A 19,453-nucleotide genomic window follows, 5' to 3' on the forward strand; every position below is an offset into this window, starting at 1 on the left:
TATGGATGACGGACATCGGCTCGCCTTCGCGCCGTTCAGCCAGCGTAGCGCGCCGATCGGTCACGACAGAGCGCTATCGGCAAGCGTGAGCGCCTGCCTCGCGATCTCGAGCTCTTCATCGGTGGGCACGACGAGCACGGTGACCGTCGACGCATCTGTCGAGATGACACGGATGCCGCGCCCCGGCGCTTGATTTCGCTCGGGATCGATCTCGATCCCGGCGAAGCCAAGCGTCGCCAGCGCTCCCGCGCGCACCGCGGCCGAGTTTTCGCCCACGCCGGCGGTGAAGGCAATCACGTCGGCGCCGCCCAGTTGGGCGAGATACGCGCCGGCATAGCCGCGCAGACGGTGCAGGTAAACATCGAATGCCAGCGCGGCCTGGTCGTCGCCCGCCGCGATCGCCGCCTGCAGATCGCGCTGATCCGAGTGCCCGGAAAGTCCGAGCAACCCGCTGCGCTTGTTCAGCAGCGCGTCCAGGTCATCGATCGACATGCTCGCTCGCCGCGCAAGGTGGAAGAGCACCGCGGGGTCGATGTCGCCGGACCTCGTGCCCATCACCAGCCCCTCGAGCGGAGTCAAGCCCATGGAGGTGTCCACCGATCGGCCGCCGTCGATTGCGGTGACCGACGCCCCGTTCCCCAGATGGAACACGATCTGCTTCAGCTCAGTGAGGTCTCGGCCCACGAATGCGGCCGCTGCTTCTGAGACGAACTTGTGCGACGTGCCGTGAAAGCCATAGCGGCGAATGCGGTGGGATGCCGCGAGCTCGGCGTCGATCGCATACGTGTACGCGCTGGGCGGGAGCGTCTGATGGAACGCGGTGTCGAAGACGGCGACGTGAGGAACGCTCGGGAAGGTCTTCTTGGCGGCGACGATACCGGCGAGATTGGCGGGATTGTGCAGCGGCGCGAGCACCGACAACTCATCGATGTTGATCTCTACGAGCGGCGTGATCAGCGTGGGCGCGAAGAAGCGCGCACCCCCGTGCACCACGCGGTGCCCGACGGCGACCGGTGCGAGGTCATCAAGGGACGGTCCGTATTCCGAAAACGCCTCGATCATGGCGCGAAAGCCGGCCGTGTGGTCCGGAATCGGTCGCTCGTTGTGGTGGGTGGCGTCGACGACGGTCGGCATCGCACCCTCGAGCGACGCGGCCGGATATACGGTGTGCGTCGCTTTACCCACGGCCTCACCGATGCGCTCGACGAGGCCAGACGCGAGCGTCCGCTCGGAGGCCATGTCGATCAGCTGGTACTTGAACGACGACGACCCGCTGTTGACCACGAGGACGGGTGCGCTCATCGTCGGGCCTCCCCCTGTGCCTGGATCGCGGTGATGGCGATCGTGTTGACGATGTCAGAGACGAGAGCGCCGCGCGACAGGTCGTTGATGGGCTTGTTCAAGCCTTGCAGCACCGGGCCCATCGCCACCGCGCCGGCCGAACGCTGGACCGCCTTGTACGTGTTGTTGCCGGTATTGAGGTCGGGGAAGATGAAGACCGTGGCGCGCCCGGCCACCTGCGATTGCGGCATCTTTGCGGCGGCGACTGCGGCGTCCGCGGCGGCGTCGTACTGAATCGGGCCTTCAACCAGTAGCTCGGGTGAACGCTCTCGGACGAGGGCCGTGGCATCCCGAACCTTCTCTACGTCAGCCCCCGACCCGGACTCCCCCGTGGAGTACGACAGCATCGCCACGCGAGGGTCGATGCCGAACTGCTCCGCCGTGGCAGCCGAAGAGATCGCGATATCGGCGAGCTGCGCGCTGGTTGGATCAGGGATCACGGCGCAGTCGCCGTACACGAGGACGCGATCGGCGAGCGCCATCAGGAAGACACTCGAGACGACCGAGACATCGGGGCGCGTTTTGATGATCTCGAACGCTGGCCGAATCGTGTGGGCCGTGGTGTGGGCAGCGCCCGAGACCATGCCGTCGGCGAGGCCCATGTGCACCATCATCGTGCCGAAGTACGACACGTCGGTCACGGTGTCGGCTGCGCGCTCGATCGTCATGCCCTTGTGTGCGCGCAATCGGGCGTATTCGTCGGCGAACTTGTGGACGTGCACGGCATCGAACGGCGAAAGAATCTCAGCGCCACTCAGATCGAGACCGAGCTCGATCGCCCGGGAGCGCACTTCGAAAGGCTCGCCGAGAATGATGAGGTCGGCGATGCCGCGCGTGAGCACCGTGGCCGCGGCGCGCAGGATGCGGTCGTCGCTCCCTTCGGGCAACACGATGCGCCGCCGCGCCGCGCGCGCACGCTCGATCAGTTGGAACTCGAACATCAACGGCGTGACGACTCGCGTCTCGGCAAGACCGAACCTGCGGCGCAGTTCATCGGTATCGACGTTCCGCTCGAACAACGCCAGCGCCGTGTCGTATCGGCTCTGCGAATCGGCGGCCAGCCGCCCGCGCGTCGACATGATGCGCAGCGTCGTCTCGTATGTGCCGTGCTCGGTCGTGATGATCGGCAGGGACGATCCGAGTCCGTCGAGCAGGCGCATCACCGGTTCTGGCACCTCGAACCCGCCGTTCAGCACGATGCCGGCGAGAGACGGGAAGGTGCCCGACGCGTTGGCCAGGAGCGCTGCGACCAGCACCTCGGTGCGGTCAGCGGGAATCACCACCACGGCACCCTCGAACAGTCGCGGCAGCACGTTGACCATCGACATGCCGGCGACGACGACGCCGAGCGCCTCACGGGTCAGGAGGGCCGGATCCCCAGACAGCATCTCGCCCTCAACGGCACGCTGGATGCCACGCATCGACGGTGCGACCAGCACGCGATCCTCGGGGATGGCCCACACCGGGACGGCGCCGCTGCCGCCGTAGGACGTGCCGGAAACGGCATCCGCAATCGATGAGATCGTCGCGTCCATGTGATCGGGGTCAGCACGGTTGGCCACCACCGCGAACAGTTCGGCGCGGCCGTGTGCCAGCTCGGCGAGCGCAAGAGAGGCGATCTGGCCCATCTCGGCAGGCGTGCGCGCCGTAGACGAACCAAGCTGCTCGGCCTGCCCCTGCGACGCGCGACCACCGAGAACCAAGATGACGGGCGCACCGAGGTTCGCGGCGATGCGTGCATTGAACGCGAGCTCGGCAGGGCTGCCGACATCGGTGTAGTCGCTGCCGACCACCACCACCGCGTCGCACTGCGCTTGGACGGCTTTGTACCGCTCGACGATCGTTGACAGCGCAGCTTCGGGGTCGGCGCGCACATCGTCGTAGGTGACGCCGATGCAGTCGTCGTACGCCAGGTCGACGCCGTCATGATCCAGCAGCATCTCGAGCACGTAGTCGCGTTCGATCGTGGACCGCGCGATCGCACGGAAGACTCCCACTCGCGGTGTCGCGGCGCTCAGCGCGTCAAGCACGCCCAGCGCTACGGTCGATTTACCCGAGTGACCTTCTGCTGATGTGATGAAGATGCTCTGCGCCACACGGCCAGCCTAGAAGGTTCGAGCCCGCCGCAGGAGAAAAGTAAGACTCTCCGCGAACCCGGCAGAGCCTGGTTACCCTTGCTACGTTTCCGTCCTGGGGGAGTTGGCCTGGATGCCGCCTCGCGGAGAGCTGTCACAAGTCTAACCCGAGTGTCGGACGCGGACGAACCCCGCCGGCAACGCTCGGCGAATACGACGGAGGCGGCCCATACGCACCACGGGATTGTTACGATCTGATAAAGGCGACGGAGCCTGCGATCGTCTGACCCGGGACGACGCGAGGGAGGTCACGATGGTCGACACCACGATGACGGATCGAGGAGCGGATGCCGCGCCCGGCGCCGCGTTCGAGATGAACGCCGAGGTGTTCGCCGCGACGACCGGGGCGATCACGTCCTCGATGGAACGCGTCATCGACGGCAAGCCCGAAGCCGTGCGCAGTGCGCTGGTGTGCCTCCTCGCCGAGGGGCATCTGCTCGTCGAAGATGTCCCGGGCGTGGGGAAGACGATGCTCGCCCGGGCGCTCGCAGCGACCGTGGATGCCAGTGTGCGGCGCATCCAGTTCACCCCTGATCTGCTCCCGGGCGACGTCACCGGCGTCAGCGTCTTCAACCCCGTCGAGCGAGAGTTCGAGTTCAAACAAGGTGCGGTGTTCGCGAACATCGTGATCGCGGACGAAATCAATCGCTCGTCCCCCAAGACCCAGTCCGCGCTTCTGGAGGCAATGGAAGAGGGACAGGTCACGGTCGACGGGCGCACGCACTACCTCCCCGACCCGTTCCTGGTGGTTGCGACGCAGAACCCCCTCGAGATGGAGGGCACCTACGCCCTCCCTGAAGCACAGCGCGACCGGTTCATGATGCGCGTGTCGATGGGCTACCCGGACGCGGCATCCGAAGCCCTCATGTTGCGGCAGCGCGACAAGATCAACCCCCTCTCACAGGTGCGCGCGGTCGTGAGCGAAGAGCGCGTGCGCGATCTCATCGCGTGGGCGCGTGCGGTGCACGTGAGCCCCGCCGTCGAGGAATACGCCGTGGCTCTCGCGCAGGCGACCCGCACACACGCGGATCTGCGCTTGGGCGCCAGCCCTCGCGCGACCCTTCAACTCATTCGGGCCGCGAAGGTGTGGGCCGCGCTCGACGGGCGCGGTTTCGTCATTCCCGACGACGTCGCCACGCTGCTCTCCCCCGTCTTCGCCCACCGGCTAATCCCCACGCGGGCCGCCGGTGCCGGGCGTTCGCGGAGTGGTGCTGACACGGTCACGATCATCCTCGAGCGCATCGCCGCGGCCACACGCGTGCCGATCGCTGCGCGAGCGTAGACGCGATATCGGTCTGGCCATGAAGGCGGTCTAGCGGTGAGAGCACTCCGATCATGAGGAAGGTATGGCCGCTCACCGTGCGCGGTACCGGAGCCGGTGCCCTGTCGATCGTCTGTTTCGTTCTCGCGGCCGAACTGGGCGTCACCGAACTCACCTACTTCGGCGTGCTGCTCGCGGCCGTCGTGCTCGCCAGCCTCGCAGCTGTGTCGCTCACTCGCCGCACTGACACCGTCGTCCGAACGATTCGCCCCGAAGTGGTGCACGTGGGGGAAGAGTCGACCGTGGTCACCCGCGTGGGGGTGCGCACCGCCGTCCCCACTCCTCCGGGTACGTGGCATGACACCCTCGGTAGCGGGCTGAGCGGCACACCCGAGGGCGTGCTCCCCGCGATCGGATCGGCCATGCGCAACGGTCAGCGCACCGTGGAGTTTCGCTACACCGCGCGGGGCACGAGCCGCGGCATTCACACCATCGGTCCTCTGTTCATCCGCACGTCTGACCCGTTCGGACTGGCGGTACGTCGCACGCGCTTCGACAGCCGCACAACCGTGACCGTCGCCCCCGCCGTCGTCGACCTCCCCGCCCTCACGCAGTACACCGGCGACAGCGGCGGACTGCTACACAGCACGACGCATCACCTGGGGCAGGGCGCCGACAATCTCGTCGCTCGCCCCTACGCGACGGGCGACTCGATGCGCCGCATCCACTGGCGCGCGACCGCGCATCGCGACACGCTCATGGTGCGCCAAGAGGAACAGGAATCCACCCCCGAGGCGACGGTCGTGCTCGATCGCGGCGGGGAGCGGTGGGCACGCGACGCGCGGTACGCACCCGGCCGCGACCCTGGCTTCGAAGCCGCAGTATCGGCGTGCGTCTCGGTGGTGACGCGGCTCGTGCGCGACGGCTACGCGGTCGAAGTCATCGACTCGGATGCCGCGGTCCTCGCCGAGCGCATCGATGGAGGCGACCTGACCGAGGTCGATGAGATGCTGACGCATTTCGCGTCGCTCACCGCACGGCGCGAAGACGATCTGTCACAGGTGTCGCGACTCTTCGCCGGCAGCAGCACGGGCCCGGTGATCGTCATCACCGGTGCCCTCAGCCGAGCGGATGCCGCGGCTCTCACCCCGCTCGCCCACCACTCTTCGTTCCCCGTGCTGTTCGCCGTCACACCCTCGGAGGGCGCGCTCGAAGACGCCGCAGCCAGCGGCTGGCATGCCGCACCGATCGATATCGACGGCGACTTCGCCGACACATGGCGGGCGACCGCGACGCCAGGAGCAACGCATGTCGTGGCGTGACGCGGCGAGCACTCCCGCGCCCGCGAGCGACGCGTCCTCCGCGCGCCGCGGGGCGCGCACTCTCACCCTGGCCGTGTATCTGACGTTGCTGGCCGCGATCTTCCCGGTCGTGCGCGTCGTGAAGCCCGGCGCGTGGCTGTGGGGATCGATCGTGCTCGCCGCGCTCATCCTCGCGGCAGGGTACGGCGCCCGGCGACTTCGCCTGCGCGCGGTGGCGGTGAGCCTCATCGAAGCGGGCGTCTGGCTCGTCTTCATGACCGGAGTGTTCTTCTCCTCCTCGGCGTTGCTGTGGGTCTTTCCGACACCCGCGACTGTGCGCGAAGTGCCGCCGGTCATCGAACAAGCCGTTGATGAGATCGTGCTCGGCGCGGCGCCCCTCGATCCGACAGCCGCACTGGCCGTCTTGATCGTCGGAGCCATGGGGCTTCTCGCGATCATCGTCGATCACGTGGTGATCACCGCACGGATGCCACTCCTGGCATCCGTGGGAATCATCGCCGTCTCGCTGATCCCGGCCATCGCCGTCGACATCTCGGTCGACGTCGTGTCGTTCATCTGGCTCGCCGCGGCGATTCTGTTTCTGCTGCGCGCCGAGACCCGCTCGCGCGAGAAACCTGCCGAGCAATCGGCCGAGAAGACGGCGGGCGTCCCCGCCACCGCGGTCGGGATCGCGGCGATCGCCGTCGTGGTGGCGGTCGTGGCATCCCCCCTCCTGCCCGAGCCGACAGTGCACGCGGGGTCGGGAGTCGGGCCCGGTCCGGGAATCGACGCGAGCCTCGCCCTCGGCGACGATCTGCGGCGACCGCAAGAGGTCGAAGTGCTGCGCTATACCTCGGACGCAACCACTCCGCCTTACCTGCGCGCCACGACGCTCACGCGTTTCGATGGCGCGATCTGGAAGCCCGACCCCGCACGCACCGTGCCGCTGAATAGCGGATACGGGCTCGACGGAGTAAACCCGCCCGATGACGTCAGGGTCGCCGAGTATCTCACCTCGGTCGAGGTCATCAACTTGTCGTCTTACTGGCTACCGATCCCGTGGGCCGCGACGGATGTCACCGGACTCGAGGGCGACTGGTCGGTCGTGCCGGCCAACCTCACCGTGCTGTCGCAGTCGGCGACCACGCAAGGCCAGACATACACCGTCGCCAGTGAGATCGCCCGCCCGACGCGAGAACAGATTCGTCAGATGGATGCTGTGAAGGGCGCCCGAATCGGCGATGACACCCTTGAGCTGCCGCTCGAGATGCCCCCGATCATCGCCGAGCTTGCCGCCGAAGTCACCGCCGAGGCGACGAACGACTACGACCGGCTGATCGCGCTGCAGCGGTGGTTCCGCGGCGGCGAGTTCGAATACTCGCTCGATGCGCCCGTGGAGGACGGGTTCGATGGGACCGGCGTCGAAGCCGTGGCGCAGTTCCTCGAGGTTCGCGAAGGGTACTGCGTGCACTTCGCATCGGCGTTCGCGTTGATGGCGCGCACGCTCGACATGCCCACGCGCATCGTGGTGGGCTACCTGCCGGGCGGCTCGACCGGTGACGTGCAAGACGGGCAGAGCGTGTATTCGGTTACCAGCGACAAGCTGCACGCGTGGCCCGAGGTGTACTTTGACGAGCTCGGGTGGATCGCGTTCGAGCCCACCACCAGCCTCGGTACGCCGACGAACTTCTCCCCCGCGTCACTCAACCCCGGAACGTCTGACGGCGGCACGACCGACCGTCCGGAGGATCGGCCGACCCCGACGGCATCCGCCAGCGGCACCTCCCTCGACCCCGACATGCCGCTCGGTGGATCCAGTGGGGTCGTGCGCGTTGACGAGGTCGACCTGGCGCCGATGTTCGGCATGATCGCCGCCATCGTGGTGTTGCTCGCCGCTCCCGGAGTGATTCACGTACTGCGCCGCCGCGGGCTCATCTCAGCCTCGCGTGAAGGTGACGCGGCAGCAGCGTGGGCCCTCGTGCAGAACACGGCGATCGATGTGGGAGTGAGCGTACCCGCGAGCGAGTCGCCGCGCGCCTTCGCCCAGCGGCTCACGCGCGAGCACGGCGTGCCGCCTGCGTCGATGAATGCCTTGGTGCGCGCAATCGAGTCGGCGAGCTACTCGCGTGCCGCGGGCAGGGGCTTCGAGAACGGTGAAACGTTGGCGACGGCGTCGAGCGACGTGTGCACGGCTCTCGTTCGTGCGGTGCCTGTGAGCCGGCGAATTCTCGCGGTGGTCGTGCCCCGCTCCTTGCTGATCAGGCCCGGCAGTGTGTATGCCGGAGCGGCAGCAGAACCGGCGTCGTCCGACACCGGCGCTTCGAGCAGGTAGGATGGCCTGTGGCCCTTCGGGGCCGCCTGGAGGATTCGCCTAGTGGCCTATGGCGCACGCTTGGAAAGCGTGTTGGGTGCAAGCCCTCAGGGGTTCGAATCCCCTATCCTCCGCCATTCTTCGAACGCGTCGCACCCCCTGCGCCGGCGACCCACTTCATATGGCGCGACACGCCGGGGGCAGCGCGTAAACGCCGCACACTTCGCCAGATGAGCCCGCAAAGTGCGCCACATAAACACAAACACCATTCACCGGAATGCATTTCGACGGCGTACGGTTGCATTCGACATGCAACGCTTCGGAACTCTCTCGTTCGGACACTACGGACCGCTGGGCGGTGGGCGCGTCCTCACCGCCGGCGACTCGATGCGCCAAGCCATCGACCTCGCGCAGGGCATGGATGACCTCGGCGCCGACGGCATTTACTTCCGCGTGCACCACTTCGCCCGCCAGCAGTCCTCCCCCATGCCCCTCCTCGCCGCGATCGCCGCGACCACGAAGCGCATCGAGATGGGTACCGGCGTCATCGACATGCGGTACGAGAATCCGCTGTACCTCGCCGAGGAAGCGGCTTCCGTCGACCTGATCTCTGAGGGACGACTCGCCCTCGGCGTCAGTCGCGGCTCACCCGAGTCAGTGGTCCGCGGCTACGAGGCATTCGGCTACACCGGGTCTGCCGACCCCCGCGGCGCCGACATTGCGCGCGAGCACTTCGACACGTTCCTGCGCGCGATCGATGGCGAGGGTATGGCAGAGCGCGACGCGCACTCCCCGTTCGGCGGCGGCACCGGCATGCAGCGCATCGAGCCTCACTCCCCTGGCCTGCGCTCGCGCGTGTGGTGGGGCGCGGGCAATAGCGATAGCGCGGAATGGGCGGGCCGCACCGGCGTCAACCTGATGTCCTCGACGTTGCTCACCGAAGCCGACGGCACGCCGTTCGACGAGCTCCAGGCGCAGCAGATCGAGGTGTTCCGCAGCGCCTGGCGCGACGCGGGGCATGCGGGGCAGCCGCGCGTCTCGGTCAGCCGGTCGATCTTCCCGATCACGACGGCCGAAGAAGACATGTACTTCGGCGGTCGGCAGGACGGCGACCAGATCGGCGTCATCGACGGCATCCGCTCGACGTTCGGCAAGACGTATGCGGCCGCACCCGACGTGCTCACCGAACAACTGCTTCAGGATGCCGCGATCCGCAGCGCCGATACGCTCATGCTGACGATCCCGAGCCAACTCGGCGTCGAGTTCAACCTGCGCATCGTCGAGTCGTTCGAAAAGTACGTCGCCCCCGCGCTACGCGCCGCGCACGGAAACTAACCCGTCAGGGCGTGAACTCAGGAACCTCCACGGGGCCGCCAGGCCGATGGACGCAACGATCTGGTGGCCGCCGGGATTGGTCTGAATCGGGACCGCTTCCCCGTTGTTGGCCACCCACACGTTGCCGTCGGCGTCGGATGCCACACCCATCGGCACCACGAAAGCGTCACCGGTCAGTGCCTCGCCGCCAACGAGGGTGCCGTCGTGCTCGAAGACCGCGACTGAGTTGCTGGGATACCGTTGCTGTTCGTCGCGTCCGCCACTGCCCGTGTTCCCCGTCCGCCGCGCTCGCGCGCCACGTTGGCAGGAGCCTCACCCGCGAAAGTCGTCTGGGTCGACATCGTCGAGGAATCGTTTGAATTCGTCCACTCGAGCTTCGGCTACCTCGGGCGCGATAGTGGCGCCTGCGGCATCCGCATCATCGTCGCCTGTCACTTCGTCAACGATTCCTGCTTCAGCGAGGACCGCGTCGGAAACCCAGATCTCGGCCGCCGTCCGGCACGCGAGGGCGATCGCGTCGGATGGGCGCGCGTCGATGCGGTGGATGCCGCCGCCCGCCGACACCACGATTTCGGCGTAGTAGGTGCCCTCGTCGATGCGGGTCACCTGGACCCGCTCGACGACTGCACCCAAACTGACGAGCATCGACCGCATGAGGTCGTGCGCCAGCGGGCGAGGGGTGTCCGCCCCCTCGACGGCGACAAGGATGGACGTCGCTTCTTGCGCGCCGATCCAGATTGGGAGGATTCTGCCCTCCCCCGCTCGATCCTCGAGCGGCTTCAGCAGAATGACATGCTGTCCTGCAGGATCCAGAGCGATCCCTGCCACGCGCACCTGCACCATGCTCGACTCCCTCCGCGCTCGCGGGTGGTGTCTGCCACGTTAGTAGGTCAGCGGCACCGTCAGTAGGTCGAGACTGCTTCGCGGTCCTCGATGATGGCGCGCGTGCTCGACAGACCCAGGCGCGTGGCGCCGGCGGCGAGCATGGCCTCGGCGTCCTGGCGAGTGCGAATACCGCCCGATGCCTTCACCTCGAGGCGGTCACCGACGGTCTGCTTCATGAGGGAGACGGCATGGATGCTCGCACCACCGGCCGGGTGGAAGCCTGTCGACGTCTTGACGAAGTCCGCGCCCGCGCGCTCCGCGGCTTCGCACGCCGCGATGATCGCGTCGTCGTCGAGGGCGGCGGATTCGATGATGACCTTGAGCACGATCGGGCTCGGGGCGGCCGCGCGGACGGCGCGAATGTCTGCCTCGATGTCACCGAAACGACCTTCGACCGCGGCGCCCACGTCGATGACCATGTCGATCTCGTCGACGCCGTGCTGCGCAGCAATGCGCGCCTCGGCGGCTTTGATCTCGCTGTGGTGCTTGCCGCTGGGGAAGCCGACCACGACGGCGAGCTTCAGCCCCTCGGGCAGGTCGACCGGAAGCACCGAGGGCGACAGGCACACGCTGTAGGCGCCGAGCTCAGCGGCTTGCGCGATCGCGGCTTTCACGTCCGCGGTGGTCGCGGCGGGAGCCAGCAGCGTGTGGTCAACGTAGCGGGCAAGGTTCGCAGAGCTCAAGACATCTCCTGAAGGGTGAGGGAGTGGTGCGTCATCGAACGGCGCAGGTGGGCGCCAAACCCCTGAGTTTAGCGCTCCGGGCTGGACGTCGGCCGTGTGCCCGATGCGCCTGGCGAGCGCGGCGCGGGTGGCGGAGGGACGACCTTCGCCACGATGACCGCACCCCGGGGAATGCGCTCGATTCCCCGCTTTCCGTCCACGACCAGCACGCTGTCGTTGGCGCTCAGCAGTTCGCCGAGCGCGTCGGTCGCTCTGCCGTCCGGCAGGATGTAGCGCACAACGACGCGCGTACCGGTGTCGGGCAGGTTCATCAGCGCCTCACCACTGACCGCGTGCGTAGTCCTTGAGGAACACACCGAAGAGGTCTTCGCCCGCTTCTCCGCGCACGATCGGGTCGTACACGCGCGCGGCGCCGTCCACGAGATCCAGGGGTGCGTGGAATCCCTCCTCCGCGAGGCGCACCTTGGTCGGGTGCGGGCGCTCGTCGGTGATCCATCCGGTGTCGACGCTTGTCATCAGGATGCTGTCGGTCTCGAACATTTCGCGCGCGCTCGTGCGCGTGAGCATATTGACCGCTGCCTTCGCCATGTTGGTGTGTGGATGCCCCGGGCCCTTGTATCCGCGGTTGAACACGCCCTCCATCGCGCTGACGTTCACGATGTACTTCCGGCGTGCCGGGCTCGCTGCCATCGAGGGACGCAGCTTCGAGATGAGGAGGAACGGCGCCGTCGTGTTCGCGAGCTGAACCTCGAGCATTTCGAGCGGATCGACCTCGTCGACGCGCTGCGTCCACGAGTTGATGTGGTCAAGGTCCGGCAACAGTCCGCCCGCATCGATGGCCGTACCGGCGTTCAGACGCTCGAGTGAACTCGACCCCGCCGCCATCGCCTGCTCGGTGAGCTCGTCCGCTTTGGCGGCAGCGGCGGCCAGCACCGGGTGGGCGGCAACCGAACGTTCCAGCGCCTGCGGGTGCTGATCATTCGTGTGGCCGAAGGTGACGAGCTCGGGAAGCGGACCGTCGGGCAGCGGTGCGAGTTCGGCATCGACGAGGGGCTGATACGCCCCCGGCGAGCGCCGCACGGTCTGCGTGGCGTTGTTGATCAGGATGTCGAGATGACCGGCCGCCGCGACATCCTCAGCCAGCCCGATCACTTGCGCGGGATCGCGCAAGTCGATTCCGACGATCTTCAGACGGTCGAGCCAGTCCGCGGCATCCGGAAGGGAAGAGAACCTACGAACCGCGTCACGCGGGAACCGCGTCGTGATCGTCGTGTGCGCGCCATCGCGAAGGAGCCGCAGCGCGATGTACATGCCGATCTTCGCGCGCCCCCCGGTCAGCAGCGCTCGCCGCCCGCTGAGGTCGGTGCGCGCGTCACGCTTGCGATGACTGAGCGCTGCGCAGTCCGGGCACAGCTGGTGGTAAAAAGCATCGACCAGCGTGTAGGGCTGCTTGCAGATGTAGCACCCGCGCGGCTTGATGAGAGTGCCGGCCGTGGGCGCCGTGGTCGACGTGCTGATCGGGATGCCGCGAGTCTCATCGTCGATCCGATCCGGCGCCCCGGTCGCCGTCGCGGCGACGACCGCACGATCGGCTTCGGCGACGGCCGCGCGGATCTCTCGCCGGCGCTCCTTCTTGACTGCTTTGAACATGGCCGCGGTCGCACGGCGGACGGTGATGTAGTCCGGATGCCGCTCATCGAGGCGCGCCATCCCCTCGAGCACACGCAATGTGGTCGCCAGCTCGTCGGGGTCGATACCGGGGCCGAGGTCATGCACGCTCGGCTCGTCAGCGGCCATGTCGGGCAGGTCGGCAGATTCGGAAGGCACACATCAGTGTACGGCGGAGCGTATCTGACACGCCCGCGCGCGCTCTTGGTGCACGGGGAGAACACACCACTGGGGGTAAGCGATGAGAGTATCCATCCACAAAGTTCCGATCGATGTGCGACGTCGCGCGGCACGCGCGATCAGCGCACTGGAGTCGAACCACGTCATGCCGAGTAAGCGACAACGCACGCTCAGCCTCGCGCTCAGTGAAGAGGCAACACCGATCTACCGGCCAGATCTGAAGGACCCCGCCTACTGGGAACTGGAGATCACGGGTGTGAAGACGGTCGTGCACACCGGCAAGGACGACACCGAGGCCTTCGATCGCGGCTTCATCATCGTCGCGACGGGTCCGCACGACGTACCGATCCCGCATCTCAGTCTCGACACGGCGGGGCCGAGCCGGCAACTAGAACACCAGGCACCGGATGCGGCGCGTGTTCTCAAGCTCGACGCGCTCTGCTATGCGGCCGAGCACCGTGATGGCAGCCTCTTGGCCCACATCGGTACGATGCCGCCGAAGTTGGAGGCGCTCGCTGACGACATGATCGCGAAGCCGCCCGCCGGGTGGGCGATCTCGGCAGAATCGGGGAACGAGACCGACAAGGGCGAAAAGCTGCCACCGCTGAAGATGCGCCGCTCGCGTGAGACGCGCCCGTACAAAGAGGTGGGCACGTGGAGGTCGTGGGCCGAGCTGACGCGGGGCTACGAGGCATCCTACGCTTCGCACCTCGCCGCGCTGGCGAAACGCGCGGAGGAACCGTGGCAGATCGAGAAGCTGACGGATGAGTTCGGCTGCGGCATCCACTCGGGCGAAGCCCACTCGATTCTGTTGCTCGACAAAGGCGAGTTCGCGCTCTCGGGACCGGGTGCCGAGTACGTCAGCGCCGAACTCGACGAATCCGCGTCGCCACCCACCCTCGTACTCAAAGCGAAAACGGACGCGAGCGTGAAGGACACCTCGTTCGAGGTAGCGCTGCGCTACGACGGCGCGTCGGAAACGTTGCCGTACTTCATCGTTCCGGTCGATGCGACAACCACGGTCCGCCCGCAACCGTCCCTGCTGGGACCGATCTTCGGAGGTGCATCACGATGACATGGACGATCTTCTGGGCGGGAACCGCTGCTGATCAGCCCGCCTATGACCAGTTCACGCACGGCAGCTGCGCGGTCGGATGCGGCCCGGTGGCGTGGGCGATTCTGTTCGGCTGGGCCGACCGCCAAGCGGCCAGTGGCAACGCATACTGGGCGCCGCGAAACGGACTGTATCGCGTGAACGGCGGGCGCGGCGCGGATGCGGTGGCCCCCATCACGCAGGATGCGGGCGTGAGAAACATGATCATCGAGCTGCACAATGCGGTGGGCACATTCTGCGCCTTCGGCTCGGGTGCCACCACACCATGGGATATGCCGGGCGCTCGCTCGTATCTGAACGGACGGACCGGCACGCGGCTGAGCGCGCATTGGAACTCGGTGGGAATCCATGAGACACGCCTGGCGAACTACGCCGCTGAGTCGATCGCCTATCGACGCACTCCTGCGGTAATCGGTACGGGATGGCTCAGCCACTACCCCGTGGCATGGGGATATGCCTGGCAACGACGGACCGTACGACACACGTTCGCGTGGTGGAGCTGGACCGAAACGGTGACCGACACCTGCTTCTATGTGAACAACGGCTGGGGCGGCGGGGGCGCCGGTCAGTGGATTGACGCGGGCACCTGGTTCGCCGGGGAGATTACGCCCTGACAGTGGGCGACCACTGAGACACAGTGGGGCGCTACGGCAGCGGAATTTCGCGCGTAGCGTCCCACGGCTCGGTCCAGCCGAGACGGTCGAACATGCTGTCGAGCAGCAGCGCCGTGAAGCCCCACACCAAGTGCTCGCGATCACCGTGCACCAGCTGGAAAGCGGGGCCGCGCCATTCCTGACCGCCCCGCCGAAGCACCGTCACGCCACGATTATCAGGATCGAGTAAATCGCCGACGGGTGCGCGAAACACCGCGGCGGACTCCGCTTCATCGACGACACCGACCGCAGAAGGATGCCGCCACCACCCCACTACCGGTGTGACCAGGTGCTGGGAAAAGGCCAGCGGGACGCGCGGCAGCGCACCCAGCACTTCGACACCTTCCGGGTCGAGGCCGGTCTCCTCGCGCGCTTCCCGCAACGCCGCGGCGACCGCGGATGCGTCCTCAGCGTCGACGCGGCCACCGGGAAATGCGATCTGCCCGGCGTGCGAGCGGAGCGTGGTCGCCCGCGCGAGCAGCAGCACATCCAATGTGCGCGACACCGCCGAGGCCTGCTGGCGAGGCTCGCTGAGCTGGTCGTCGAGGGTGCCGAACAGGATGAGTACGGCAGCGTCCCTCGGCTCGGCGGCGCTGGGCAGAGCGGCGAATCGGTCGAACACGTCGCCGGCTTCGACGAGTGCAAGAAGCTCGTCTCTCGCACGGGTCGACGGAGGTTCTGACATGGCTCTACGGTATCGTCGCTCACATATAACGTTCAGGTAACGTACCGGAACCGTCCAGACGACGTCGGCAGACTCGGGGACTTGTGCGCGCGAAAGCGCTCACTCTCGCGTCGCTTCGTCGGCGCCGACACTCGATACGGAACCGGTTTTCATGCGCTCCACTTCATCTTCTGCCCTCAATCGTCGCGCCCGTCGCGCCCGCCGCCGCACCCAGCGCCGTAGCGCTGTCGTCGCCGCGAGCCTCGCGGTCGGCTTGATCGCGACGGCCGGTTTCACCGCCGGAGGCAGCGTTTCGCAAGCGCAGGCGTCGTCTGACACCAGCGCGTTCGGGGCGTTCGAACTCGCGTCGTTCACGACGACGACCGACCCCGTGGCCGTTGTGACCGAAGATGGCACGGACGCGATTTCCACCGAAGCCCACGACGCCATCGCCGCAGCCGCCGCGTCAGCGGAAGCAGCAGATGCCATCGCCGAGGCGATCGACGACTCAGGTCTGAAGCTCGAAAGCGACACTACCGAGGTCGACACCACCGACCTCGTCGCCGCCGCCGCGCGCCTCGAGGGTTCGCTCGATCTGCCGGCGCCGCTGGTTCCCGGTCTGACCGCCGAGGTGACCACGCTCATCGCCTCTGTCGATGGCGAAGTTGTTGGCCTGAAGGAAGCCTTGGCCGAAGCCAAGAAGAAGAAGGCCGAGGAAGAAGCCCGCGAGAAGGCCCGTCTCGAGGCCGAAGCCAAGGCGAAGGCCGAAGCTGAGGCCGCAGCCGCAGCGGCTTCTTCGTCGTCGTCCTCGTCGTCCTCTTCGTCATCCGCCTCTTCTTCGCCCGTTCCGTCGGGTGGCGGCGGCGCCAGCCCCGCGCAGGCCAAGGCCATTGCCAAGACGATGGTCGCCAACCGCGGGTGGGGTGGCGATCAGTACGCGTGCCTCGAGTCGCTGTGGCAGAAGGAATCGGGCTGGAACTACAAGGCCTACAACTCCTCCAGTGGCGCCTACGGCATCCCGCAGTCGCTCCCTGGCAGCAAGATGGCCAGCGCCGGTGCCGACTGGCAGACCAACGCCGCCACCCAGATCAGCTGGGGTCTCGGCTACATCTCGGGCCGCTACGGCACGCCGTGCGGCGCATGGAACCACTCGAAGGCCTACGGCTGGTATTGATCTGAGCGCGGTCTGCGCTCAACCGCCGAAGTACGCCCGCGCCACGCGGGTGAGGTCCCACAGGTCACTCACGCCCGCCAACTCGCGAGCCGAGTGCATCGACAGGATCGGGATGCCGACATCCACCGTCCGGATCCCCAGCCGCGTCGCGGTGATCGGCCCGATCGTCGAGCCACACGGGACGGTGTTGTTCGACACGAATTCTTGACTGCTCACGCCAGCCTCAGCACACCACGCGTTCCAGGAGGCCGCCCCGGCGGCATCCGTTGCGTACCGCTGATTGGCGTTGATCTTGAGAATCGGACCTGACCCGAGCACGGGTTGCACGACAGGGTCGTGCTTGTCTGCGTAGTTCGGATGCACGGAGTGGCCGACGTCGCTCGACACGCACCACGATGCCGCGAGTGAGCGCAACTGCTGCTCGCGATCGGCGCCTAGCGAGATCCACAGCCGCTCCAGCACATCAGCCAAGAATGGACCACCGGCACCGGAGCGAGTCCCCGATCCCACCTCTTCATGGTCGAACACGGCAAGCATCGGGATGTGATCCGCGTCGGTGTCGGCGGCCTGCTCGAGGGCCACGACGCCGGCGTGCACCGAGGCGAGGTCGTCAAGCCGTCCGGCGGCAAAGAACACGTGGTCGCGCCCGAAAGTAGTGCCGCGCGCGGCGTCGGCGGTGACGATGTCGTAGCCACGGATGCGCGCGGCATCCACTCCCGCCTCTCGAGCGAGCTCGGCCAGGATGTCGGCAGAGTCGGTGTCGCCGAGGCCCCACACCGGCTGCGTCTGCGATTGCTTGTCGAGCGCGAGATGGTCGTTCGCATCACGATCGAGGTGGATCGCGAGCTGGGGCAAGCGAAGCAATGGGCCCGTTGCAGCGAGCACGCTCGTGCCGTCGTCCAGGACGAGTCGCCCTGCAAGGCGCAGTTCGCGATCGAGCCACGACGTGAGCAGCGGACCGCCGTAGACCTCGACACCGGCCTGCAACCAGCCGAGCTTGCCGGTGGTGGGCTTGGGCTTCAGCTTGAAGCCCGGCGAGTCACTGTGTGCGCCGAAAATGCGCACACCCGTCGATGCGGATGCTGCTTTGGGGACCGCCCACGCGATCACGGCACCATCGCGTACGACCAGGTAGCGCCCGCCCGCGGGCGCCGGCCATGCCGCATGCTCATCCAGTCGCGTGAAGCCCACCGCCTCGAGTCTGCGGGCGACAGCCTCGGCCGCGTGGAAGCTCGACGGCGACTCAGCAACGAAGTCCGCGAGGTCATCAGCATGGGCATGGGGGTCGGATGCGTCGGGCATTGAGGTCACTCCGGGTGTCGTATCGCGGGTCATGCTGAGCGCAGGACCTTATCCATCGGCTTGCCCTTGGCAAGCTCATCGACGAGCTTGTCGAGATACCGGATCTTCTGCATGAGTGGATCCTCGATCTGCTCGACGCGCACGCCGCAGATGACGCCGGTGATCTGGGTGACGCCGGGGTTCAGCTCAGCCTCGGCGAAGAAGTCCTCGAACGTCGTGTGTTCATCAAGATGACGGCGCAGCTGCGCATCGTCGAAGCCCGTGAGCCATTCGATCACCTGATCAAGTTCCTCGACAGTGCGTCCCTTCCGCTCCATTTTGGTGACGTAATGCGGGTAGACCGACGCGAAAGACATGGTGAAGATGCGATGCACCCCTCCAGGGTACTCATCGCTTCAGGAACGGGCGGTGACAGGCTGGCGCAGAATCGTGCGCAGCTTTTCCGGCTCCACCCGGCGGAAGTCGCTCAAGTAGATCTCATGGTGGCGGCCCGTCATCACCAGATTGTTCGCGGGGATGAAGTCGTCGTGCATGCGCTGGAGAACCGGGCCTTCGTCATCGAACGAGCCAACGTGGAGCGTCTGCACGCATCGGCCTTCGTCGAGCGACTCAACACGCACACCCGAGACGTCGTGGCCCTTGCTCGACGCGACCGAACGGGCAGCGTCGACGTCCTCGCGGGTGAGCCAGCCCGGAACCAGAAGCAGCAACGTCCACTGCCAGCGGGATTTGTTACGCGCGGTCGTGAAGGTCGACATGTCATCCGCCCACCACAGACCCTCGAGGGGCGGCACGACATAGTCGCGTTCACGTTCTTTCTTGCTGGCGAACTTCAGCGCATAGGCGACGGGGTAGAGCGACGAGATCGCCGAGGCAAAAGCATCCGAACCTGGAGATCCCTGGCCGTCGATGGCGAGATATTGCCGCTCGGGGATCTCGATCACTTCGAAACGCCCACGCGGTGCTCGATAGGACGGGATCTCTTTCTTCAGATCGACTTTCGCGTGCGCGGGCTGGATGCCGGTTGCGCGAAGCTCACGCTCGAAGGCTGATCGATCTGAGAAGTAGGACACTTCCTGATTCGCGTACGCGTCCCCGGCATCCGGGGCGCTCACACGCTTCCCGAACAGGGCATCCGCCTCATCGAACAGGAGCACCCACGACGCCGTCTCGGCACGCGCGAACAAGGTCGTGAGGTTCTTCTCTGTTTCGCCGATGTACGTACTCAGCAACGCCGACAGCCCAGCCGAAGGTTCATCAGCAGGAGATTTCTCGCGCACGCCCATGGCGCGGCGCATTTCCGCGGTCAGGGTCACGCGGTTCCACCCGTCGCGGGGGATGGCCGCCGCCAACGCACGCCAGGCTCGCGTTCTCGGTCGCACCACGACAACAGCAGTCACCCCGCCATTCTTCGCGCCCGCCCACGCACCTGAAAGCAACCCGACC

General features: G+C 66.8%; 18 protein-coding genes, 1 tRNA gene and 1 other RNA gene. 9 read left to right on the forward strand and 11 right to left on the reverse strand.

The genetic code is table 11. The features are described 5' to 3' along the window. Positions 1 to 60: 60 nt before the first annotated feature. From ON062_RS05090 to ffs, 3 genes are all read right to left on the reverse strand, one after another. Positions 61 to 1,302, reverse strand: coding sequence for an acetate/propionate family kinase (locus tag ON062_RS05090; RefSeq protein WP_274646054.1), 1,242 nt, complete (start codon positions 1,300 to 1,302; stop codon positions 61 to 63). Further along, a complete protein-coding gene (pta, locus tag ON062_RS05095) occupies positions 1,299 to 3,437 on the reverse strand; it encodes a phosphate acetyltransferase (RefSeq protein WP_274646055.1) in 2,139 nt (712 codons plus the stop codon). The genes ON062_RS05090 and pta overlap by 4 nt, the downstream gene beginning before the upstream one ends. A gap of 38 nt (positions 3,438 to 3,475) precedes the next feature. Next, positions 3,476 to 3,572, reverse strand: an RNA gene (gene ffs / locus ON062_RS05100) — signal recognition particle sRNA small type. 217 nt (positions 3,573 to 3,789) lie between these two features. Here ffs and ON062_RS05105 point away from each other — a divergent pair. From ON062_RS05105 to ON062_RS05130, 6 genes are all read left to right on the forward strand, one after another. Then, the gene (locus ON062_RS05105) at positions 3,790 to 4,758 is read left to right on the forward strand and encodes a MoxR family ATPase (RefSeq protein ID WP_274646274.1); all 969 of its coding nucleotides are present in this window, start codon (positions 3,790 to 3,792) and stop codon (positions 4,756 to 4,758) included. A 53-nt stretch (positions 4,759 to 4,811) separates the two neighbouring features. Beyond that, on the forward strand, positions 4,812 to 6,059 hold the full coding sequence (locus tag ON062_RS05110; RefSeq protein WP_274646056.1) for a DUF58 domain-containing protein: 1,248 nt from the start codon (positions 4,812 to 4,814) through the stop codon (positions 6,057 to 6,059). After that, on the forward strand, positions 6,046 to 8,370 hold the full coding sequence (locus ON062_RS05115; protein WP_274646057.1) for a DUF3488 and transglutaminase-like domain-containing protein: 2,325 nt from the start codon (positions 6,046 to 6,048) through the stop codon (positions 8,368 to 8,370). Before ON062_RS05110 ends, ON062_RS05115 begins: the two co-directional genes overlap by 14 nt. A 28-nt stretch (positions 8,371 to 8,398) precedes the next feature. Then, positions 8,399 to 8,486: transfer RNA gene (locus ON062_RS05120), tRNA-Ser, on the forward strand. Positions 8,487 to 8,658: 172 nt separating this feature from the next. Continuing rightward, positions 8,659 to 9,684, forward strand: a complete 1,026-nt coding sequence (locus tag ON062_RS05125) for an LLM class flavin-dependent oxidoreductase (protein ID WP_274646058.1) — start codon at positions 8,659 to 8,661, stop codon at positions 9,682 to 9,684. 63 nt (positions 9,685 to 9,747) lie between these two features. Beyond that, on the forward strand, positions 9,748 to 9,909 hold the full coding sequence (locus tag ON062_RS05130) for a hypothetical protein (RefSeq protein ID WP_274646059.1): 162 nt from the start codon (positions 9,748 to 9,750) through the stop codon (positions 9,907 to 9,909). Positions 9,910 to 9,996: 87 nt separating this feature from the next. Here the strand turns inward: ON062_RS05130 and ON062_RS05135 are convergent, their stop codons facing one another. From ON062_RS05135 to ON062_RS05150, 4 genes are all read right to left on the reverse strand, one after another. Beyond that, positions 9,997 to 10,527: a bifunctional nuclease family protein gene (locus ON062_RS05135; protein WP_274646060.1), complete on the reverse strand. Its 531-nt coding sequence runs from the start codon at positions 10,525 to 10,527 to the stop codon at positions 9,997 to 9,999. A gap of 59 nt (positions 10,528 to 10,586) precedes the next feature. Further along, on the reverse strand, positions 10,587 to 11,252 hold the full coding sequence (gene deoC, locus ON062_RS05140) for a deoxyribose-phosphate aldolase (RefSeq protein WP_274646061.1): 666 nt from the start codon (positions 11,250 to 11,252) through the stop codon (positions 10,587 to 10,589). Between the two features lie 68 nt (positions 11,253 to 11,320). Next, the gene (locus tag ON062_RS05145; RefSeq protein WP_274646062.1) at positions 11,321 to 11,563 is read right to left on the reverse strand and encodes a hypothetical protein; all 243 of its coding nucleotides are present in this window, start codon (positions 11,561 to 11,563) and stop codon (positions 11,321 to 11,323) included. A 7-nt stretch (positions 11,564 to 11,570) separates the two neighbouring features. Next, complete coding sequence (locus tag ON062_RS05150; protein WP_274646275.1) at positions 11,571 to 13,049, reverse strand: SDR family oxidoreductase; 1,479 nt, start codon at positions 13,047 to 13,049, stop codon at positions 11,571 to 11,573. Between the two features lie 112 nt (positions 13,050 to 13,161). On the opposite strand from ON062_RS05150, the gene ON062_RS05155 reads away from it, so the two are divergent. Continuing rightward, positions 13,162 to 14,175: a hypothetical protein gene (locus ON062_RS05155; RefSeq protein WP_274646063.1), complete on the forward strand. Its 1,014-nt coding sequence runs from the start codon at positions 13,162 to 13,164 to the stop codon at positions 14,173 to 14,175. Further along, complete coding sequence (locus ON062_RS05160) at positions 14,172 to 14,828, forward strand: hypothetical protein (RefSeq protein WP_274646064.1); 657 nt, start codon at positions 14,172 to 14,174, stop codon at positions 14,826 to 14,828. The genes ON062_RS05155 and ON062_RS05160 overlap by 4 nt, the downstream gene beginning before the upstream one ends. 31 nt (positions 14,829 to 14,859) lie before the next feature. On the opposite strand, the gene ON062_RS05165 is transcribed toward ON062_RS05160, so the two are convergent. Continuing rightward, positions 14,860 to 15,552, reverse strand: a complete 693-nt coding sequence (locus ON062_RS05165; protein WP_274646065.1) for a CoA pyrophosphatase — start codon at positions 15,550 to 15,552, stop codon at positions 14,860 to 14,862. Between the two features lie 151 nt (positions 15,553 to 15,703). Between ON062_RS05165 and ON062_RS05170 the strand changes: the two genes are divergently transcribed. Further along, positions 15,704 to 16,705: a lytic transglycosylase domain-containing protein gene (locus ON062_RS05170; protein WP_274646066.1), complete on the forward strand. Its 1,002-nt coding sequence runs from the start codon at positions 15,704 to 15,706 to the stop codon at positions 16,703 to 16,705. Positions 16,706 to 16,723: 18 nt separating this feature from the next. Here ON062_RS05170 and ON062_RS05175 read toward each other — a convergent pair whose 3' ends face one another. From ON062_RS05175 to ON062_RS05185, 3 genes are read right to left on the reverse strand one after another with little or no spacing between them, the layout of a single operon-like run. After that, positions 16,724 to 18,007 (reverse strand): M18 family aminopeptidase, encoded by a 1,284-nt coding sequence (locus ON062_RS05175; protein WP_274646067.1) that lies wholly within the window; start codon positions 18,005 to 18,007, stop codon positions 16,724 to 16,726. A 29-nt stretch (positions 18,008 to 18,036) separates the two neighbouring features. Continuing rightward, positions 18,037 to 18,381 (reverse strand): DUF2200 domain-containing protein, encoded by a 345-nt coding sequence (locus ON062_RS05180; RefSeq protein WP_274646068.1) that lies wholly within the window; start codon positions 18,379 to 18,381, stop codon positions 18,037 to 18,039. A gap of 21 nt (positions 18,382 to 18,402) precedes the next feature. Next, positions 18,403 to 19,407, reverse strand: a complete 1,005-nt coding sequence (locus ON062_RS05185) for a GyrI-like domain-containing protein (RefSeq protein WP_308209614.1) — start codon at positions 19,405 to 19,407, stop codon at positions 18,403 to 18,405. Positions 19,408 to 19,453 lie beyond the last annotated feature (46 nt).

The organism is Microbacterium sp. C7(2022) (assembly GCF_028823665.1).
In the GTDB taxonomy this organism is placed as follows: Bacteria; Actinomycetota; Actinomycetes; order Actinomycetales; family Microbacteriaceae; genus Microbacterium.

Bases quoted from the DNA above. Each gene is read 5' to 3' on its own strand.
- ON062_RS05090 (WP_274646054.1), bottom strand. From the start codon at position 1,302: ATGAGCGCACCCGTCCTCGTGGTCAACAGCGGGTCGTCGTCGTTCAAG.
- ON062_RS05105 (WP_274646274.1), top strand. From the start codon at position 3,790: ATGAACGCCGAGGTGTTCGCCGCGACGACCGGGGCGATCACGTCCTCG.
- ON062_RS05110 (WP_274646056.1), top strand. From the start codon at position 4,812: ATGAGGAAGGTATGGCCGCTCACCGTGCGCGGTACCGGAGCCGGTGCC.
- ON062_RS05115 (WP_274646057.1), top strand. From the start codon at position 6,046: ATGTCGTGGCGTGACGCGGCGAGCACTCCCGCGCCCGCGAGCGACGCG.
- ON062_RS05125 (WP_274646058.1), top strand. From the start codon at position 8,659: ATGCAACGCTTCGGAACTCTCTCGTTCGGACACTACGGACCGCTGGGC.
- ON062_RS05135 (WP_274646060.1), bottom strand. From the start codon at position 10,527: ATGGTGCAGGTGCGCGTGGCAGGGATCGCTCTGGATCCTGCAGGACAG.
- ON062_RS05145 (WP_274646062.1), bottom strand. From the start codon at position 11,563: ATGAACCTGCCCGACACCGGTACGCGCGTCGTTGTGCGCTACATCCTG.
- ON062_RS05150 (WP_274646275.1), bottom strand. From the start codon at position 13,049: ATGGCCGCTGACGAGCCGAGCGTGCATGACCTCGGCCCCGGTATCGAC.
- ON062_RS05155 (WP_274646063.1), top strand. From the start codon at position 13,162: ATGAGAGTATCCATCCACAAAGTTCCGATCGATGTGCGACGTCGCGCG.
- ON062_RS05160 (WP_274646064.1), top strand. From the start codon at position 14,172: ATGACATGGACGATCTTCTGGGCGGGAACCGCTGCTGATCAGCCCGCC.
- ON062_RS05165 (WP_274646065.1), bottom strand. From the start codon at position 15,552: ATGTCAGAACCTCCGTCGACCCGTGCGAGAGACGAGCTTCTTGCACTC.
- ON062_RS05170 (WP_274646066.1), top strand. From the start codon at position 15,704: ATGCGCTCCACTTCATCTTCTGCCCTCAATCGTCGCGCCCGTCGCGCC.
- ON062_RS05175 (WP_274646067.1), bottom strand. From the start codon at position 18,007: ATGCCCGACGCATCCGACCCCCATGCCCATGCTGATGACCTCGCGGAC.